Genomic DNA, 19,413 nt, shown 5'->3' on the forward strand with positions numbered 1-19,413 from the left:
CCTAAAGTTTTCTTGTATGTACTGTTATCTTAATAAAGCAAAAACAAAAAAACATCCGTATTATCCGAATGTTTTTTTGCGGAGTTCATCATTTGATTAAATTCAGTTTGATTCCTTCTCGAACAGCACCGATCCTTGTTTGTACGTTCAACTTATTGCAGATAGATGAAACGTGGTTTTCGACGGTTCTGCGACTGATAAATAGTTTTTTTGCGATTTTTTCATTGGTTTGTTCCTGCGAAATCAATTCTAATACTTGCCGTTCTATCTCACTTAAGAGACGCATGTCTTTTTCAAGAAAAAGGTGTTCAGGGGAAACTTTATTGCCATGGTAGACCGTTTTTATCGTTGTGATCAATTCATCATACGAAGCTTCTTTTCTCAAAAAAGCCCATATACCAAGTTCAAAGGCACGCTTATGAAGAAGTGGTTCATAAAAACCCGACAGCATAATTATTTTTGGCAAAGTATCATCAGTTAAGGTGTGAATACGAGGAATCAGCTCAAAGGCATGCGTGCCCTTCAGCATCATATCGAGGAGGACAATATCAATTGACTGGTTTGCCATAGCTTGAAAAAAATCTGTTGGTTTTGTAAATGCGCCTATAATCGAAAATGAGGGCTCTTTTTGCAGCGTATTTTTGATTCCTTCAAGGACGAGTTCGTGGTCGTCTAACAATGCAAGTTTAATCGGCATAGTTTGCTCCTTCGAAAATATTTTTTGGAATTCTAAGCTGAATGGTTGTAGGTGAGTAGTGAATGACAAATCTACCCGACAATAACGAAAGCTTTTCTTTAATTACATTTAATCCGAAATGAGGACCTTTACTAAGAGAGTCTTGTCCAAAAGTTCCGTTATCACTAATTTCGAATACTACTGTATCATCCTCAACTGCATTTGTGATTATCAGTTCTGTTGCATGTCCATGCAAAATACTGTTATTGAGCAATTCTTTGACTGAGCGCAAGATGAAGTTGTTGATTTCAGGTGAATCTGAATGGATGGTTCGGTCATAGGCAAAATGTATGAGCACAGGGTGGTTTTGCTGTATTTGAACGAAAAGAGAAGCCAATGTTTTTTCTAATCCTATTTCTTGCAGAAGCAGAGGATATATATCTGAGCAAAGTTCTCTTAAATCATAAATCAATTCATCAAGCTGCTGGATGATTTTTTCTTTTGGCACTGTTTGTCTATCATTTTCAATTTGACGTAACAAGTGGATGATCTCTTGAATGATCCCATCGTGAATATAGCTTGAAATTGTCTCTCGTTCTTTTTCAACTGCTAAAAATACATCTAGTGAATTCATTGGTTCATTATGGCGACTTGCTAAATAGAATAATTCTTGTAGAAGTGGCAAAAGAGTATATATTAAAAGGAAGAGATAAAGAATAATTAGTAGATTAGGAACGTAAGCGTTAAGTTGGCTGATAAAAATGACGATTACCGTTAAAAATAGTGAGAGTATCAGATAGATCGATCTGGTTGTGATACGGTACCGAAATTTCAAGACGCGATCAATTGCTAAGCGATGGAAAATTCCTATAAAAGGCAGAAAGATAAAAAATACCAGCATATAGTAAGGTGCACTCCATCCAATAGGGAATGCATATAAAAAAAGAAAAGGGGCAATACTTACAAATAGAATTACTGGAAGGTTGACTTTGGTAGCTGTTCTATGTTTTTTGTGACTTTTATTAAAAAAAGAGAAGCAATATTCGCCAAGCGTCAGTAGCATCAAGCTGTAAACAAAACCGACTGCTAAATATTCAGCGAGTACATAGCCAATCTGAAAAAAAGCGGCATAACAGGTTGCTGCTAGATTTAATAGGAGGAGCAGTGCTGGAAAGATTCCTATATTGCTTATTTTATATGAGCTGTTGATCTTCAAAAATGAATTCAAGAAAAATGGAAAAGTGGATAAGGAGATAATCAAAATCACTCTACCTAACGTATTCCCAATACTTGAAGGAAACGCCGCTAAAAAAATAAACGCAAATACAAAGAGCCATAAATAAAAAAGCCGTGATCTTTTTGAAAGAAGCTGTTTTCGATAAAAAAAGAGCAAGAATAAAACTAACGATCCACTAAAAGCTAAAAGTGTAAAAAATATCGGCAGAAATGTTTTGGGCGAATCAAAGCGATAAGTGATTCGTTGCTGCTCTCTTTGGATCGTGAGTGAATTGATTTGCTCGACAACTAGCCAATTTGTCAATTGTTTATTCTCTTTTGGCAAATTTCCATCGAGCTCTACTAGCTGATCATTGATTTGCAGCGAAGTATCCGCTCCCAGACCACCATCATAAATACGTTTTATAAACCATTCGTCATTTATTTGGTAAGCCCGAATGCCTAAATATGTAGTTTGATAAATAGTGTGAGTGAAATAAATCATCAAGATTAGGTAGAAACTCCCCAGTAAGATATGCATCATTTGCCATCTATACGATTTAATCAAGTCGGCCTCCTTTTTTTTGTGAAAAATTTCAAATGAAATGTTCAATTTATCACAAGGGTGATTATCATTGGCAGCATTCTTATCCATGGACTTTGAGACGCTGGGTTACTTTAGACATCCAACATTTCCCTGTGATTTTTTATCAAATAGTGTATCAATAGTTTCAATCTGATTCAAGCGCTTTTTGAAGATTTGCCTTAACAGCAACCTAATTCTGCAATACATTGTCATTTTGTCTAAGAATTTGCATTCTATGAAAATAGCACTATGATTGGTTCCGTCATTTTTTTGCTGCAAAAAGATCGTCTTTATTTTTCCGTTTTCCAAATAATACTGAATTATCTGCGTATTTCATCTATGAGGTGGTGAAAATGGATCGATGGAAGCTGTTCAAAGACTATTGGCGATTTGCAGTTGGTGGTGCTGTTTTGATGGTATTGCTGATCATCTGGTTTGTACCGTTCTCGCAAAAAAAAGAAACAAACTGGCATTCAATGGCAGATGCAGCAGGTCAATCGTCTGAAATGGGGGAAGGTGGAGCCCTTCAAGAAGATAGTCTTCACGATGAAGAGTATGAGATCGTTATAGATGTCAAAGGGGAAGTGCACCAACCGGGAATTTATCGCTTGAAATCAGGCGCGCGGATGTATGAATTGATCGAACAAGCAGGTGGTCTGACAGAAGAGGCGTTAGAAACAGCCATAAACTTAGCACAAGTGCTGCAAGATCAACAGATGGTGATCGTCCCACATAAAGAGGATCAAGCGTTTATGGAGATGAATGGTTCAGGAGTAGGTGGCAGCCAAACAGCAGTGACACAAATCAATCTGAATCAAGCCAATGCGCAGCAACTGCAAGAACTGCCGGGTGTGGGTGCCAAAAAAGCAGAAGCAATCATCGCTTACCGAGAAGAATATGGCTTTTTTAAACAGATTGATGACCTAAAAAAGATCACAGGCATCGGAGAGAAGACCTTTGAGTCCTTGAAAGAGATGATTACAGTGGCGGACTGAACCAAATAAATGTAAGAAATACTAAGAAATGACGGTTGAAAATTCAAGAAATTCGATTAGAATAGAACTAATCAATGACAAAGGAGCAAACGAATGAGCAATACGAGAATCCCATGGGACCAGTATTTTATGGCACAAGCTGTATTACTGTCTTTACGCAGTACGTGTTCCCGACTTGAAGTCGGCGCTACATTAGTCAAAGATCGCCGAATCATCGCTGGAGGCTACAACGGGTCCGTCAGTGGCGATGTACACTGCATTGACGATGGCTGTTATGTTGTCGATGACCATTGTATTCGGACGATTCATGCAGAAATGAATGCCTTATTGCAATGTGCAAAATTAGGGGTATCAACAGACAATGCGGAAATCTATGTGACGCATTTTCCCTGTCTTCCCTGTACGAAAGCAATTTTGCAAGCAGGGGTCAAAAAGATCCATTATTTGAATGACTATCGCAACAATCAGTATGCAATGGAATTGATTCAACAAGTAGGTGCTTCCGTCCACCAAGTTGAACTCGATCCGGTGTATTTTGAAAAACTTTCATTTGGTGTGCTGAATGATGCACAACCAACAAAAGAGAACTGATTCATTTTTATTTCTTAGTATTATTTTTGCTTGTTCGGTGACTGCTTACTATCGGCAGTCCATCTTACTGGGACTCATTGCACTTTATTATTTCGGGATGCTTGTCTTAAAACGACAAGCATTTTTGTGCATGATTTGTTTTGTCGGACTGTTGCTGTTAAGTGTCCGCGTTTCTCTTTCTCGGACTGGGAACATACAAGAAGGTGAGTATCAAGGGGTAGTCAATGTGCTGCCAGACACGATCAAAATCAATGGCGATCTACTTACATTTGAAGCAAAATCCTCTGCAGGTAAAGTGATTGGCCGTTACACAATTTCTTCAGAGACTGAAAAACAGCAATGGCAGAATCGATCCGATTGGGGGAGAAAGCTGCTGGTGAAAGGATTTTTTTCTCTTCCTGAAAAACCACGAAACCGCCATGGATTTGACTATTCTGCTTATCTAGCTAGTCGATCAATTATTGGCACAGTCCATATCGAGCAAATGGTAGGGATGGAAGAAGCAGATGCAGGCTTTTCACTTGCAAAAGTTCGAGCAGATGTTATTTCTTCTGTTCAACGAATCTTTCCTGAACGCTCAGCTGCCTATATCAATGCGTTGCTCTTTGGTTTTAAAGACCATGGCTTTCAAGAAGTACGTCAAATGTATCGTGCGAGTGGCTTATTGCATTTTTTTACGATCTCAGGAATGCATGTTGTCTTATTTTTCAAATGGTTTCGCGGATGCTTCTGCCGATTGGGGTTTACGCAAAAAGAAATGCTGTTGCCAATGGGGGTCTTTTTCTTGGTCGTAATTGGGATTTGTGGCGGCGGCATTAGTGTCTGGCGTGCTGTCTTGGCATTGTCGGTTACTCAAGTGACCACTCTTTATCAACAACGGCTATCGGCAAGTGATCATTATGGGATCGTCTTAACGGCTCTTTTATTCGTTGATCCCAAAGTATTGCTTCAAACATCGGGGCAACTAAGTCTTTTGATGACCTTCTTGATAGTAATGCAGCGACCAATCGGATTGACGTGGTTTTGGCGCTGTCAGTTCCTCACGGTGCTGGCTGCGCCTGTCATTGCCTCGCTCTTTTATGAATTCCCATTATTTGGGGGCTTTTTGACGTTTGTCTTTTTACCATTTTTTCAAATGGTTTTGCTGCCAGCCTGTTTCTTAATGTTCGTTACTGGGACTCTTTTTCCAACCATCAGTGGGCTGATTGCACTTTTTGAAGGGCTTTTGCTGCTTATGGAAGTTGTCGTGGGCGCTGTAGGAGGCGTATCGATAACAGTGGGTGCCGTTCCTGCAGGATTGGCTGGCAGTTGTTGTTTGTTCAGCATGCTCTTTTACCAAAAGAAAAGGTGGCTGCTGGTGATCTGTTTTTCGCTTGTTGTACCAATCGTCTTTCAGCAGAATCGCGTTTTATCCACCATTAGTTATGTCGATGTTGGTCAAGGCGATAGTATCGTTTTGCAGGCAGAAAAAAATCGCGAAGTTTATGTGATCGATACTGGAGGTTCACTGTCTTTTCCGAAAGAAAACTGGCAAGAGCGCAAACGACAAGCTGCCGCGGAATCTACATTGATTCCTTTTCTGAAAGGGGAGGGAGTCAGTAAGATTACTGGTTTGTTTCTAACTCATGGGGACACGGACCATATGGGGGACGCACTAGCCTTGATGAAGGCGATCCCCGTTGAAACGTTATATCTCGTACCAGGAAGTGAACAAGATCACCGCATCGCCAAGCTTTTAAACGAACTGCCTAAGCAGACAAGCGTTGTTTGGACGACGGTTGGCCAAGTAGTGGGTGATTTCCTTCAGTTGCAAGTATTGGCACCAGAATCAGGTGCAGGGCAAAACGAAGATTCGCTGGTGATTAAAACCAAGGTAGGGGATAAAACATTTTTATTTACTGGCGATCTCGAACAAGCAGGGGAAAAAAAGTTGATTCATGATTATCCGAATCTTAAAGTTGATGTATTGAAACTAGGGCATCATGGCAGTCGAACCTCGACGGCACCTGAGTTTGTTGCGGCAATCGATCCCCAATTCGGGATCGTTTCAAGTGGACGGAACAATCGGTACGGGCATCCTCATGAAGAGGTGCTTGAAACGTTGGTAAATCAGACCGTTTTGCGAACCGATCAGCAAGGCATGATCCAATTTATTTGGTCTGAAAAACAACAATCATTTTTGATAAAAACGCTGCTAGACTATCCGATTGACTAATGGTAGGATAAGAATGAAAGCGGGGGGAACGATGGAATTACAAAAAGCGTTGCAAGCAATTCGAACCAAGGAGTTGCAATCGATTTATCTAGTCATCGGCAGTGAAATGTTTTTACAAGAGCAAGTTCGCACGGCCTTTTTGGAGCGTTTTTCCGTTGGGAAAGATGATCTGAATTTTGCTTCCTTTGACATGGAGAAAGATCCCCTTGATATGGTGATCCAAGAAGCTCAATCGTTGCCTTTTTTTGGCGATCAGCGATTACTTTTCGTTGAGCGGCCATTTTTCTTAACGGCTGAAAAAAAGAGCAATGCACCTGAGCATGACCTAGATGATTTTTTGAATTACATCAAAGACCCATTGGAATCATCGGTAATGGTGATTTTTGCAGATGTCGATAAATTAGATGAACGGAAAAAAATTACTAAGCAGCTGAAGAAAGCCGCAGTTGTGATTGATGTCGCACCTATGAAAGAAGCCGACGTGCGTCAGTATCTCCAACAGTCGTTGGCCAATGATGGCATCGAGATGAGCCGAGAGGCGTTTGATTTGTTTTTACGGTTAACGGATCTGCAACTATCAAAAGCGATGCAGGAGTTACAGAAACTACGATTGTATGCAGGAAACGGCAATAAAATCACGAAAGAGATCGTCTTGCAGTTGATCCCTAAGACGTTGGAACATAATGTCTTTGAATTAACCAGTGATGTCTTAAAGGGGAACGTATCGGATGCGTTGCGCTTGTATGACGATCTATTATTGCAAGGGGAAGAGACGATCAAGATCAATGCTATTTTGATCAGCCAAGTCCGTCTACTGTTACAGGCAGCGATTTTGATGAAAATTGGCTACCAGCAAGCCAATATCGCAGAAACGTTGGGGATTCATCCGTACCGAGTGAAGTTAGCGATGCAGCAAGCGCGAGGCTTTGGAGAAAAGCAATTAGCGGCACTCTATAACGAATTGATCGAAAATGATTACTTAGTAAAAAGTGGCCAGATGGACAAAGAGTATTTGTTCCAGCTATTTGTTTTAAAACATGGCAAACAGTAAGTCAAAAAGAAAGGCGCAGCAATCGATGATTGCTGCGCCTTTCTTAATTTGCTTATTTTGCAATTTTTTTACTTAAACGAGATTTGTCGCGACTAGCTTTGTTCTTGTGGATCAATCCTTTAGTCTCAGCCATATCGATTGCTTTAACAGCATCTTTATATAACGCATCTACGTTATCAGCACCAGCTTCAACAGCTTGATCAAATTTTTTGATTGCTGTACGCATTGTGCTTACTTGAGATGAATTCTTAGCATTAGCCGCTTCGCTTGTGCGAACACGTTTGATTGCAGATTCAATGTTTGGCATGTATTTCACCTCCGAAAAAAAAGTTCAATTACGTTTAGAAAACGTATAAATCAACACTAGTCATTATACCTAATGCCAAGAGTGATTGCAATAAAAGTTGTAAAGAAATTTTACTTAACACAAAAATTTGTTTTTTGGCCGTGCTATTTTTTGCTTTATGGTTTTGAAAAATGCTTCTTTACACATTTTTTACTGAATAGTTATAAAAAGTTTACACAGAAAGAGCTTTCTATGCTATGATTACTTCGGAATTTTTAAATGGGGGAATCTATGTGAATATCGCTTTGTTTCTAACGATTGTCTTGTCATTAGGGGTGATTTTCGTCAACGGGTGGACGGATGCACCGAATGCTATTGCAACCGCTGTCTCCACGAGAGTCTTACGCCCGAATATCGCCATTGGCATGGCAGTCGTCATGAATTTCTTAGGTGTGCTGGTGATGACGTATTTTAATGCGCAAGTTGCAGAAACCATCAGTAATATTGTGACTTTTGACTCAGGCGGGAGTTTTCGGGTCTCACAGATCGCATTAGCCGCTGCCTTGTTTTCAATTGTTGTTTGGACGGTCGCAGCTTGGTATTTTGGGATCCCAACCAGTGAATCTCACGCATTGATTGCGGGATTGACAGGGGCTGCCATGGCTCTGGGTGGTTTACATGCAGTCAACGGTGAAGAATGGATGAAAGTCTTAATCGGTCTCGTTGTGTCTACGTTAATGGGGTTTATTGGTGGATTTTTGATCACGAAACTGATCGTATGGCTCTTTCGCGATACCCAACGGCGAAAAGCCAACAAAATTTTTACGGTTGGTCAAGCCATCGCGGCTGGTGCCAATGCCTTCTTGCATGGTGCCCAAGATGGACAAAAATTCATGGGTGTGTTCATGTTAGGCCTTTTTTACAACAATCTTGCTGAAAAGACCGGCAATGGCTTTGCCATCCCACTGTGGGTGATGGTTCTTTGTTCCTTGACCATGGGGATCGGTACATCGGTCGGTGGGATGAAGATCATTAAATCAGTGGGGATGGATATGGTAAAACTGGAAAAATACCAAGGCTTTTCTGCAGATGTTACTGCAGCAATCTGTTTGTTCTTGTCTTCCGTATTTGGTATCCCGGTTTCAACAACGCACACGAAAACGACCGCTATCATGGGCGTTGGAGCGTCTCGGCGTTTTTCTAGCGTTGATTGGCGCATTGTAAAAGAAATGATCTATGCTTGGATTTTAACCTTTCCTGGCTGTGGATTGATTGCGTTTCTAATGGTCAAATTTTTATTGCTAATTTTGTGAGGAGAGAAAGTAATGGCACGAAAAAAAGGATTCGATTATTTTGCAGCAATGGAGCAGTTGGCGACGAACGGCCATTTAGCTGCCAAACGTTTTTCGCTTTTGATCAACGATTATTCTGAACGAGCATTGACCGAAGCAGCAGCTGAGATTCATGCTTTGGAAAAAGAAGGGGATAAAGTGATCGCTGAGCTAACCAATGAGTTATATGATTCATTTATCACCCCTATCGATCGCGAGGACATCCTAGTCATTTCAGAGCGTCTAGATGATATTTTGGATGGCATTATGGGACTGACTTATTTATTTGAGAATTTGGTCATTACGAAGATCCGCCCTGAAACCAACTTATTTGCTGGAATGATCGTTCAAGCGACACAAGGCGTTGAAACGGCCTTAAAAGAATTTCCTAAGTTCAAAAATTCAAAAACATTGCGTCAAATGATTAATGATGTGAATACGATTGAATCAGAAGCAGACCGTTTGTATTCAAAAATGAAAAAAGCGTTATTCACAGACGAAACGGACGTTCTTGAAATCATTAAATGGAAAGATGTTTATGATCGTTTTGAATCAATTATCAACGACACCGAAAGTGCGGTGGATATTATTGACGGTATGGTAATCAAAAACACGTGAGGAACTAGAGACCTTTCAAACAAAAAAAGAGCAACTCTTGGGCAGGTAAGTGCCACAAGAGTTGCTCTTTTTGCTTATAATTGGATCAGCCAATAGCCGATCAAAATGATTCCTAAAACGATACGATACCATCCAAATACGGTAAAATCGTTACGCTTGATGTAGTTCATCAAGAAACGGATCGCGATGATCGAAACGATGAATGAGACGATGGTTCCTGTTAATAAGATGACGGTTCCTTGGAAATCAAAGGCATTGCCATCTTTCAAAAACTTGAAGATTTTCAAGGCACTGGCACCAAACATGGTGGGAATACCTAAGAAAAATGAAAATTCAGCAGCAACATAACGAGAAGCGCCGATCATGATAGCACCTAAGATAGTAGCACCAGAACGAGAAGTTCCTGGGATCAATGCCAATACCTGGAACATGCCGACAATCAAGGCCGCTTTGTAGGTGAATTTGTTCAAATCGGTACATTTCGGTGCTTTATTCTTGTTTCGTTTTTCAACTACGATAAAGCCGATCCCATAAACGATCAAGACGATCGAAACGGAGAAAAAGTTGTAGAAGTGCGCATCTAACCAATCATCTAACGGCAATCCGATAATAACCGATGGCAAGACCGCAACAATAACTTTAAACCATAACGTCCACGTATCTTTTTTCTCTATTTCATTTTTTTGTGGGGAAAAAGGGTTCAGTTTATGGAAATATAAGTAGACGACCGCTAGTATCGCGCCCAATTGAATGACAACATTGAACATCGTCATAAATTCGGGGGTAACATTCAAACCGATAAATTCGTCGGCAAGAATCAAGTGACCAGTGCTGCTAATTGGCAGCCATTCCGTGATCCCTTCAATGATCCCAAATAAAATCGCTTTTATAAAATTTGTAAAAAACATTGGTCCAGTCCTTTCTATGACAAAATACAACTCTTAGTATACCGTTTCCTGATTCGAATACCAATCTTTTTCCTAAAAAAAGAGGGCAGTTTTTAAAACAAAAACTGCTCCTTTCTTGAAGAAATTGATTAGCCGTCAGAGGTTTCTCTTAGGACAAAAGCTCTTGAGAGAGCGCTAAGCCTTTTTTGATGTATTCTGTGTTACCAACTTCGGCGATGGTAAAGCTGCCGTCTTCGTAGATCAGTCGAGTGACCGAACCATTTTCAATATCCATACGAACATTGTTCTCATCATTGATCAGATGCAAAAGAAAAGCGATCGTTAAGCCGTGAGACACAACTAACGCATTGCCGCCGCCTTTTTTCTCAACGCGATAGGCGATATCTTCAAACCCTGTTTTGACACGTTCGGTCAAAACATCAAAGGTTTCCGCCCAATTGGCTGTATCGGCGTGGTAGACCGCATTGGCGATCGCCTCAAACGTGACATGATTAGCAATCATCTCATCATAATCAGGAAAATCAAGAATCCGCGGCAGAACGCCCCACATTTCTGCATCATATGCCCCTTCAAGGGAGCCAAAGCACCATTCACGAATCCGTTTGTCGATGTGATAAGGGATCTCCGGTCCTCTGACATGTTCACCCAGTATCAGACGCATGGTTTCAATCGCTCGACCGCTGTCACTGGATACTGCTTCTACAAAATCCACATCGCGTAACCCAAGGCCTAAATAGTGGATGCCTTGTTCACCGGTTCGAGTCAATGGTGTGTCACACCAGCCTTGCACCCGCTGCAATGTGTTAAACATTGTTTTTCCGTGACGCACGACATACAATTCCGTCTTTGCCATAACTAGTTATTCCTCCTTTTGATTCGTCATACGTTTATGCGTTAAAAAACGGATTGGTCCGTTTCTCAATTTCGATCGTTGTTGGTTCTCCGTGGCCAGGATAGACCGCCATTTGATTCGGTAAAACAAAGAGTTGCGTTTGGATGCTGGTCAGCAATTGTTCCAAATTTCCGGTTGGCAGGTCTGTCCGACCAATGCTACCTTTAAATAAGGCGTCTCCGGAAACGACAAAATTGTCAAAAATAAAACTGACGCTGCCAATGGAATGACCCGGGGTTGCAACAACCTTAAAGGACATGCCAGCTATCTCGTACTCTTTCAACTCTAGCTCGAATTCAGCTGGACGTGCGGTGATGGTTCCTAATTCAGGATGACGGCCAGAAAGGTTTTTCATAGGATCACTTAGCCATCCTTGCTCAAGCGGACTCACGTAAACGGGGATCTGATAATAATCCCGCAAATGGTCAACTGCGCCGATATGGTCATAATGAGTGTGGGTCAATAAAATCGCTGCTGGTTTTGCGCCTGTTTTTTCGATCTCAGCGATCAATCTCGCTGCTTCTGCTCCAGGATCAATAATCAACAAAACATCTTCTTTCCAAATTAGGTAACAATTTTCTTGAACGGGTCCTGTCACTAAACCAATGATTTTCATGCTAAAACCTCCTAGGATCACAAATACTTGTGTCTGACTATAAGTATAGCTTAAAGTATAAGAGGAAACAAAGAAAGGTTTTTAGGAGTGAAAAATTAATGATAAAAACGATAAACGCAGAAGACAATCGTCAGGCAGTCTGTCAATGGCTAAATCATTCAACGAAAAAAAAAGAGGCAGTGAGTGCCTTTTCCGATCAAGAGCAGCTTTCATTTGCTTTTTTTGACAATCAGGATCAACTTGGTGGGGTGATTGGAAAACGGACAGGCAATACGATCCATATTCAATTGTTAGCAGTTGATCCAAGCCATCAGAATCAGGGGATCGGGAAACAATTGATAAAAGCACTTTTTGATCACGGTAAAAAAGCGGGGTGTCGTTCCGTGACGGTTACCACCCAAGACTACCAAGCGCCGCAATTCTACCAAGCAGTCGGCTTCGAACCGTTTGCTGTGCTTACGGATACACCTGTGCTTGGCACGGATAGGCTTTACTTCGTGAAGATGCTGTGATCAACCCTTTTGCAGGCAGGTGATAAGGATAACCAATAGTTTGATGAGAGAAAAGCTTAGAATTATTGTGGGAATTCGAAAATTTTTCTAAGAAACCGCATTAGCAAAAAACTGCTGTTATACTAATTAAAATAAGAAAGCGTTGATTCGTTTGAAACGGGTCTAGTTTTTGACGAAAGCATGAACATTCTTCGTGACCAACTTCGAGGAAAGTGTGTGATCTGTATCTTGCGTTAGTTTTGATTGGTATACCTCAACTTTTTGTAAGAAGGTGTTTTTATGAAAAAATCCCTGCAATTTTTTTTCACTCTATGCTTCGCCGCGCTCGCTTTAGTGAGCTGTGGCCAAGAGGAGCTAACCATCAACGATTCGAAAGAAGTTTCTGAAACTGTTACTTCCGCCTCAAAAACGGTTGAAAATGGCGACCTTGATTTGATGCTGATCCAAGATGAGAGTGTCATCTTTCCGCAAAGCCAAGGGGTTTATGATTTTCATGAGAATGAGTTGACGATCGTTAAGCAGTATTTGCCGATGGCAGATTTAGAAGATAGTTCAGCCAGCTCTAGTGATGTTGCCTTGTATGAAGGACAAATCGAAAGTGATTTTCAGCGTCATTTTTCCCATTCAGAGGTACAGTTGTCCAACGACCCTTATCAAATTTATGAGATCACCTATCAAGATGCATCATACACGGTTGAAGGGAAGCATTTGACGATAAAAGCAGATGGACGGACCTTTGAGTTCACCTTAGATCTAGACAATCAACAAGCTTTTGACCAAAATGGTGTCAGTTATGATATTCAAGTCGATCAATAAATATCTTTCAAAAAATAGCCCTGCTTTACTTGCTTAGGTGAGTAGAGTAGGCTTTTTTGTAAATCCTTCGCCAAACCCATTTTCTGGAAGAAAAAATGAAGTCAATTATCTGATGAGTAGGTGTTTTGTTGCAAGTGGTTTTTTCATGGTGATAAAACCTGTTTGGATAGGATACTCTCCGCAGAGGATGAAAAGCTGTTTCTGTTCGCTTTTCCAAAAGTAATCTATCCGCTATAATGGCAAACGAGAAGGTGAACACGTGTATAAAGGAAAAGTTGCGGTTAGAAAAATCGTAGAATTTATTTTGCGCCGAGGCGATATTGATAGCCGCAAAGTCAGTAATCATACCGCGCAAGAAGGCGCCCGTATCCATCGCCAACTACAAAAAGAGGCTGGGGATGGGTATCAAAAAGAAGTCTTTTTCAAACGAGAAAGCCAAATTGAGAAAGATTCGATCACTGTCGAAGGACGTGCCGATGGTCTCTTTTTTGATGCAACTGTTAATTCTTGGGTGATCGATGAGATCAAAACTTCAGAACCAGCGTTCGAAGATATCCCTGAAGATCAAATCGATTTGTTTTTTGCCCAGGGAATGGTTTATGCTTATTTGTTTTTACTACAAGAAAATGAACAAGCAGCGCTTAGTGACAGTGAAAATCAAGAGAAACCAGAAGCAGAACCTACTGCTGAAGGTAATGATCCTAAGAGACCCATCGATCGAATCGCCGTACAATTGACTTATTATCAAACCACTGAAAAGCTGACCACCCGTACGAGAAGAACATTTCAGTTTTCAGAATTAGCTGTTTTTTATGAAGAATTACTTCAGGAATATCATAAATGGTTAGTTTTTCAAGAGAATTGGCGCCGTGTCCGCAATACGTCTTTGCAGCTGCTGTCTTTTCCCTTTGAAACCTTTCGCAAAGGGCAGCGAGAGTTAGCAGCAGCGGCGTATAAAACACTAAAAAATGGCAAGCGACTTTTTGCGGAAGCTCCAACTGGAACTGGAAAAACCATGTCAACGCTGTTTCCCGCATTAAAAGTGCTAGGGGAAGAAGGGGCTGATCGAGTCTTTTATCTGACGGCGAAGACGATCACCAGACAAGTGGCCGAAGATGCACTGAGCAAGTTAGCAGACAACGGTAGTGAAACCAAAAGTGTCACGATTACCGCCAAAGACAAAATCTGTTTTTTAGATGAACGAAACTGTACGCCAGAACACTGTGCGTATGCGCAAGGCTATTACAATCGAATCAACGAAGCACTATGGGATCTGTTGCATCACGAGAACCAAATAACCCGAGAAGTGATCGAGACCTACGGAAAGAAACATACGGTCTGTCCCTTCGAGCTTTCACTGGATGTCAGTGTCTTTTGCGATGTCATTATTGGTGATTATAATTATTTGTTTGATCCCACCGTTTATTTGCGAAGATTTTTTGAGGAGCCGGATGAAGAATATTTCTTTCTAGTGGATGAGGCCCATAACTTAGTCAACCGTTCCAAAGAAATGTATTCGGCAACCATTACCCGGCAGCCATTTAAGGAATTAAAGAAGAAACTATCCAATGACCAGCAAAAATTAAAACGCGCCCTAAACAAAGTTGACAAAGAATTTGCGGCTATTGCTCAAATAGCAAAAGAGGAAGAGTGGGAATACCACCATCAAGCAGCTCCCCATGAAACGATGGGCAATCAGCTCTACAAAGTAGCTGAATTGATGAAGGAATGGTTGCCGGCAAATCCTGAGCATGAATTGCAAGAAGAAGTGCTGCAAGTGTATTTTGAAGCTAACCATTATTTGAAGATCAGTGAATTTTATGATGATCACTACGAAACGACGGTGGAGATCGACCGCTATGATATCAAACTACGGCAATTTTGCATTGAACCAGCGCCGTTTTTGGAATCTGTGTTAGATAAGGGCAAGGCCAGCCTGTTGTTTTCTGCGAGCTTTACTCCTTTGACCTATTATCAAGAGGTATTAGGAGGCGGCAATGAAGCTTTGCGCTATCGCCTGCCAAGTCCTTTTGATCCGAAAAATCAGGGAATTTTTATTGCAGACTATATCCAAACAACGTATCGCCAACGTGAAGCCAACATTCCTGCAATCGTTGATGCAATCCAGCAAATGACCGTAGCGAAAGCGGGAAACTATATGGTCTTTTTCCCTTCTTATCGTTACTTGGATGATGTGGCGGCAGCATTTTCCCAACAGGCGCCAGAGGTGGAGGTCTTGATTCAGGGGACAGCCATGAACGAAGCAGAGCGCGAGGCGTTTCTTGCACAATTTCAATCTCTTGAGCGGCAACGATCATCCCTGCTAGAAACAAGTCAAGACGGACAAGAGAGCCAGCCAAAAACATTAGTGGCATTTTGTGTCCTTGGTGGAATTTTTTCTGAAGGGATCGACTTGAAAGGCGATCGCTTGATCGGTGCGGCAGTGGTAGGAGTCGGACTGCCGCAAATCAATCACGAGCAAGAATTGATTCGGGAATATTACGATGAGAAAAAAGCAGCTGGCTTTTCGTATGCCTATCAGCTGCCCGGGATGAATAAAGTCCTGCAAGCAGCCGGTCGAGTGATCCGGGATGTCAGCGATCGCGGCGTGGTGTTATTGCTGGATCAACGTTTTCGGACACCGCGTTACCAAGAACTTTTCCCACTGCACTGGCAGCATGCCTTAAACATTCGTCGGCCGCAAGAGTTATCAAAGGCATTGACTCATTTTTGGCAAAAAAAAAACTAGAAGCAGAGCTTTCAGGTGAGGTTGTGCAAAATCAGCGGGTAAGGCCGATTTTGCCTAACCATCACGTTAGACTCTGTTCTAGTTTTTTTTGATTAGCGATAATTTGTAAACTGTAAATCGATCGTCAGAGGCAGTTTACGCAACAATTGGATCACTTCTTGCAGATCGTCACGACTTTTGCCGGTTACCCGAATTTGATTGTCTTGAATTTGAGTTTTAACTTTTAGCTTGGCGTTTTTGATCGCTGTTGTTATTTTTTTGGCGTTTTCTTTATCGATCCCATTGATCAATTCTGCCGTTTGACGAGCTTTTGCCCCCAAGGCATGCTCCGTTTCGCCAAATTGAATATTTTTCGTTGGTACATTCCGTTTGATCAGCTTCCCAAAGAGCACATCCTTGATTTGCTCCAGCTTAAATTCGTCATCCCCGACAATCGTCAATTTGCCCTCAGCCATCTTGATTTCTACCGTGGAGCCTTTAAAGTCAAATCGGTTTTTCAATTCTTTTTCCGCCTGTTGAATGGCGTTTTTTACTTCTTCTGTGTTGATCTCAGATACGACATCAAAACTTGCTTCTTTTGCCAAAATCAATCACTCCTCTCATCTCTTACCTATGATTTTAACATGGAGGCGAACGATGCGGGAATGAAAAGTAAATTTTTGCAAATAATTGTTTCATTTTTTCACACAAACTGCTATTCTTTGGAAGGAGATTTTTAGTGAAGGAGCTAGATCATTGTGAGTAAGTTATTAACGAAGCACGAACAATCAGAACGATTGAAAAAAATAGGGGTTATTTTGCTGTCAGGTATCACCGCAGCCATTGCTTTAAATTTCTTTTTGATTCCCGCAAACGTTCTTTCTGCTGGGATGAACGGGGTCGCCCAATTGATCGTGGCACTTGCCTTGGAACATTTTGGTGTTCACCTTAGTACAGGGCTGTTTATTTTCCTCTTAAACTTGCCTATCTTTGTTCTCGGGTTCATCAAACTCGGGAAATCATCGACACTATTGAGCTTTATCAATGTCGTTGTCGTTTCTGTCTTAACGATAATCCTTCCACAAGGAGCAATCACTGACAATATTTTGGTTAACGCTTTGCTCGGTGGCGTACTGTTAGGCGTCGGCGTTGCGTTTTCACTGAAAATGGGTTTTACCACCGGCGGAATGGATATCCTTTCGTTGATATTATCAAAAACGACTGGAAAAACGGTCGGTAAATATATGTTTATTTTAAACGGCATCATTGTCATGGTCTCAGGTTTCGTCTTTTCTTGGGAAAGTGCCTTGTACACGATCATTTCGATTTTCGCAATGAGCTACGTGGTGGACATGCTGCACACAAGTCATCAAAAGGTAACGGCGATGATTATTACGACCAATGCGGAAGCTGTTGGGAAAAATATTTCTAAGCATGTGTTTCGCGGCATGACTTTGTTCCCCTCAGTCGGAGGCTATTCAGGCGTACCGGGCAATATGATCATGATGGTCGTGACCCGCTACGAGATCTACGATTTAGAACAAGCCGTTTTAGAAGCAGACGGCAATGCGTTTATTAACTTTGTGCCGACCCAATCGATCACAGGTCGTTTTGCGACAGATGATGAACAACGGACCTTTAAAACGACGGGGGTCTTCCCAGAACTGAAAATACACAAGAAAAGCCGTCCATAATCAAGGATCGTCCATTTACAAATTTTGCAAAAGAAGGTATTATTTGAAACAAGAATTAAAGGAGGTCTTCAACCGTGGCATATACTGAAGTAGAAGCAGAAGCAATCAAAGAGCGTGTCTTGGCTGCCTTGGAAACCGTGATTGACCCTGAGTTGGGGATTGATATAGTGAATCTAGGCTTAGTTTATGAAGTCGAATTTGATGCAGAAACAGGCAATACCGTAATCAAAATGACCTTAACAACAATGGGCTGTCCCTTAGCCGACGTATTGACTGAATCGATACACGAAGCATTAAGCGATATTCCAGAAGTCAAAAATCCAGAAGTAAAACTAGTTTGGTATCCCGCTTGGACGACTGATAAAATGAGTCGTTATGCACGGATTGCTTTGGGGATTCGTTAAGGATTTTCAATCATACAATTGTGTTTCATATTTGTTAACTAGTTGGAATAAGCTGTTTTCTTAGGTGGTGGACAGTTGGCAAAATGAGAAAATAAACACAGAACTCTTTTATTAACTTTGAAAATAGTTGGTAGAAGAGTTTTTTTTAGAATACTTTATTAAATAAACAGTTACTTGGTGAAAAAGTTAAGCTTTTTTACTAAAAGCATTAAGGAATACAAGATATTTTAGAACCTGAAAGCTCAGCTTATTTTCCATTCATGTGACAACTGAAAGTGAGTTAGTATTTAACTTTACCGAAATAGTAATACTTTCAATAAACCTTCAATCATTTTGACAAAAAGAGAGCATAGATTAAATTCTTATTCATCCACATTGATAACCTTATGGTGCATCCGAGAAAAAATGTCTAAATAAAAGTAACTGAATTTAGTCAGAGACTTTGGGATACGATGGTTTTTCCTAAAGGAGTCAATGTAGAAAGAAAAAGGATGATTCTAGAAATGCTTTTTCAAAGGTCACGTGATATCATCCTTTCAAATGACTCTTGGCTAACAAATATACAAATGTATTGTATGCAACAATCCATACATGAAAACGATAGCCCAGTTACAGTTTCGGTCAATCATTTAGCAAGCAACATATTTTATTAGAGTTTCGAGATTAATTAATTTAATTAATGTATAATTATAGTTAAGTTGTAAAAATGATTTGCTTGATTCCCTTGATCATAAAAAACAAAAAGGAGTGTGTTTTGTGGATTTTCTGTTTACTTTATTTGCTTTTATTTTCGTCGCAGTTATCTTATATCATATTGTCGAATTCTTAAAGGATCAATCTACGCCAGAAGTGTCAATACTTGCCACGCTAGTTGACAAACGAATGACAAGTAGCACGAATATTGCTGCAAACGGCTTTACGAATCAATCCATTACCTATTATCTTTTATTTGAAATCGCAAGTGGCGAAAGATTAGAATTTAAAGTAGGGTATGGAAAATACAAATTATACGTCATCGGAGATACTGGGGTATTGAGGTATCAAAGAAAAAGGTTTAATTCACTTGATAGGTAAAAATTTGTATGTATATAGTATGTGTTTATTCGTTTTCAATTTCAAAAAAAGTTGAACAGTCAATTAAAAAACTCCTATTCAAGTGTCTTATCATTTGAAATGATTTGAATTGTACGCTTTCAATGGAAAACGCAAGTATCATCGAGTAACACTTGAGAATTTCTCCTTACTGAGGTCGCATAATTGAAACCAAGACCGAGGAAAG

The 19,413-nt window shown here is 40.6% G+C and carries 19 protein-coding genes; 12 read left to right on the plus strand and 7 right to left on the minus strand.

The window, feature by feature from the left end; translation table 11 throughout:
- Positions 1-88: 88 nt before the first annotated feature.
- Positions 89-697 (minus strand): response regulator transcription factor, encoded by a 609-nt coding sequence (locus tag A5882_RS12410; protein ID WP_005236276.1) that lies wholly within the window; start codon positions 695-697, stop codon positions 89-91.
- Complete coding sequence (locus tag A5882_RS12415; RefSeq protein ID WP_139843244.1) at positions 687-2,459, minus strand: sensor histidine kinase; 1,773 nt, start codon at positions 2,457-2,459, stop codon at positions 687-689. The genes A5882_RS12410 and A5882_RS12415 overlap by 11 nt, the downstream gene beginning before the upstream one ends.
- Before the next feature lie 371 nt (positions 2,460-2,830).
- On the opposite strand from A5882_RS12415, the gene A5882_RS12420 reads away from it, so the two are divergent.
- The 4 genes from A5882_RS12420 (at position 2,831) to holA (ending at position 7,329) form a co-directional block, all read left to right on the plus strand.
- A complete protein-coding gene (locus A5882_RS12420) occupies positions 2,831-3,472 on the plus strand; it encodes a helix-hairpin-helix domain-containing protein (RefSeq protein ID WP_086299490.1) in 642 nt (213 codons plus the stop codon).
- A 93-nt stretch (positions 3,473-3,565) separates the two neighbouring features.
- Positions 3,566-4,063 carry a ComE operon protein 2 gene (locus tag A5882_RS12425; protein WP_086299489.1) on the plus strand — a complete coding sequence of 166 codons (498 nt, stop codon included), beginning with the start codon at positions 3,566-3,568 and terminating at the stop codon, positions 4,061-4,063.
- Entirely contained in the window at positions 4,035-6,278 is a 2,244-nt protein-coding gene (locus A5882_RS12430) for a DNA internalization-related competence protein ComEC/Rec2 (RefSeq protein WP_086299488.1), read from the plus strand. Before A5882_RS12425 ends, A5882_RS12430 begins: the two co-directional genes overlap by 29 nt.
- A 31-nt stretch (positions 6,279-6,309) precedes the next feature.
- Complete coding sequence (holA, locus tag A5882_RS12435; protein WP_301389368.1) at positions 6,310-7,329, plus strand: DNA polymerase III subunit delta; 1,020 nt, start codon at positions 6,310-6,312, stop codon at positions 7,327-7,329.
- Between the two features lie 52 nt (positions 7,330-7,381).
- Here holA and rpsT read toward each other — a convergent pair whose 3' ends face one another.
- Entirely contained in the window at positions 7,382-7,636 is a 255-nt protein-coding gene (gene rpsT, locus A5882_RS12440; RefSeq protein ID WP_005230162.1) for a 30S ribosomal protein S20, read from the minus strand.
- 236 nt (positions 7,637-7,872) lie between these two features.
- Between rpsT and A5882_RS12450 the strand changes: the two genes are divergently transcribed.
- Together A5882_RS12450 and A5882_RS12455 are read left to right on the plus strand one after the other, a co-directional pair.
- A complete protein-coding gene (locus tag A5882_RS12450; RefSeq protein WP_005236263.1) occupies positions 7,873-8,928 on the plus strand; it encodes an inorganic phosphate transporter in 1,056 nt (351 codons plus the stop codon).
- Between the two features lie 12 nt (positions 8,929-8,940).
- Complete coding sequence (locus tag A5882_RS12455) at positions 8,941-9,564, plus strand: DUF47 domain-containing protein (protein WP_008381351.1); 624 nt, start codon at positions 8,941-8,943, stop codon at positions 9,562-9,564.
- Between the two features lie 74 nt (positions 9,565-9,638).
- Here the strand turns inward: A5882_RS12455 and A5882_RS12460 are convergent, their stop codons facing one another.
- The 3 genes from A5882_RS12460 to A5882_RS12470 all read right to left on the minus strand — a co-directional run bounded on the left by A5882_RS12460 (position 9,639) and on the right by A5882_RS12470 (position 11,980).
- Positions 9,639-10,472 carry an undecaprenyl-diphosphate phosphatase gene (locus A5882_RS12460; RefSeq protein ID WP_005236259.1) on the minus strand — a complete coding sequence of 278 codons (834 nt, stop codon included), beginning with the start codon at positions 10,470-10,472 and terminating at the stop codon, positions 9,639-9,641.
- 148 nt (positions 10,473-10,620) lie between these two features.
- Entirely contained in the window at positions 10,621-11,325 is a 705-nt protein-coding gene (locus A5882_RS12465; protein ID WP_086372854.1) for a histidine phosphatase family protein, read from the minus strand.
- 34 nt (positions 11,326-11,359) lie between these two features.
- Positions 11,360-11,980, minus strand: coding sequence for an MBL fold metallo-hydrolase (locus A5882_RS12470; RefSeq protein ID WP_005236256.1), 621 nt, complete (start codon positions 11,978-11,980; stop codon positions 11,360-11,362).
- A 98-nt stretch (positions 11,981-12,078) separates the two neighbouring features.
- Between A5882_RS12470 and A5882_RS12475 the strand changes: the two genes are divergently transcribed.
- The 3 genes from A5882_RS12475 (at position 12,079) to A5882_RS12485 (ending at position 16,057) form a co-directional block, all read left to right on the plus strand.
- Complete coding sequence (locus A5882_RS12475) at positions 12,079-12,492, plus strand: GNAT family N-acetyltransferase (protein WP_254908486.1); 414 nt, start codon at positions 12,079-12,081, stop codon at positions 12,490-12,492.
- 279 nt (positions 12,493-12,771) lie between these two features.
- A complete protein-coding gene (locus tag A5882_RS12480; protein WP_016613385.1) occupies positions 12,772-13,308 on the plus strand; it encodes a hypothetical protein in 537 nt (178 codons plus the stop codon).
- Between the two features lie 259 nt (positions 13,309-13,567).
- On the plus strand, positions 13,568-16,057 hold the full coding sequence (locus tag A5882_RS12485) for an ATP-dependent DNA helicase (RefSeq protein ID WP_086372856.1): 2,490 nt from the start codon (positions 13,568-13,570) through the stop codon (positions 16,055-16,057).
- A gap of 92 nt (positions 16,058-16,149) precedes the next feature.
- Here the strand turns inward: A5882_RS12485 and A5882_RS12490 are convergent, their stop codons facing one another.
- Positions 16,150-16,641, minus strand: coding sequence for a YajQ family cyclic di-GMP-binding protein (locus A5882_RS12490; RefSeq protein ID WP_008381345.1), 492 nt, complete (start codon positions 16,639-16,641; stop codon positions 16,150-16,152).
- 153 nt (positions 16,642-16,794) lie between these two features.
- Here A5882_RS12490 and A5882_RS12495 point away from each other — a divergent pair, with 153 nt between their 5' ends.
- The 3 genes from A5882_RS12495 (at position 16,795) to A5882_RS12505 (ending at position 19,208) form a co-directional block, all read left to right on the plus strand.
- Complete coding sequence (locus A5882_RS12495; RefSeq protein WP_005236241.1) at positions 16,795-17,730, plus strand: YitT family protein; 936 nt, start codon at positions 16,795-16,797, stop codon at positions 17,728-17,730.
- A 74-nt stretch (positions 17,731-17,804) separates the two neighbouring features.
- Complete coding sequence (locus tag A5882_RS12500; protein WP_005231940.1) at positions 17,805-18,134, plus strand: metal-sulfur cluster assembly factor; 330 nt, start codon at positions 17,805-17,807, stop codon at positions 18,132-18,134.
- A gap of 756 nt (positions 18,135-18,890) precedes the next feature.
- Positions 18,891-19,208: a DUF2500 domain-containing protein gene (locus tag A5882_RS12505; protein ID WP_005236239.1), complete on the plus strand. Its 318-nt coding sequence runs from the start codon at positions 18,891-18,893 to the stop codon at positions 19,206-19,208.
- Positions 19,209-19,413 lie beyond the last annotated feature (205 nt).

The organism is Enterococcus sp. 4E1_DIV0656 (genome assembly GCF_002140695.1).
Taxonomy (GTDB): domain Bacteria; phylum Bacillota; class Bacilli; order Lactobacillales; family Enterococcaceae; genus Enterococcus_D; species Enterococcus_D entomosocium.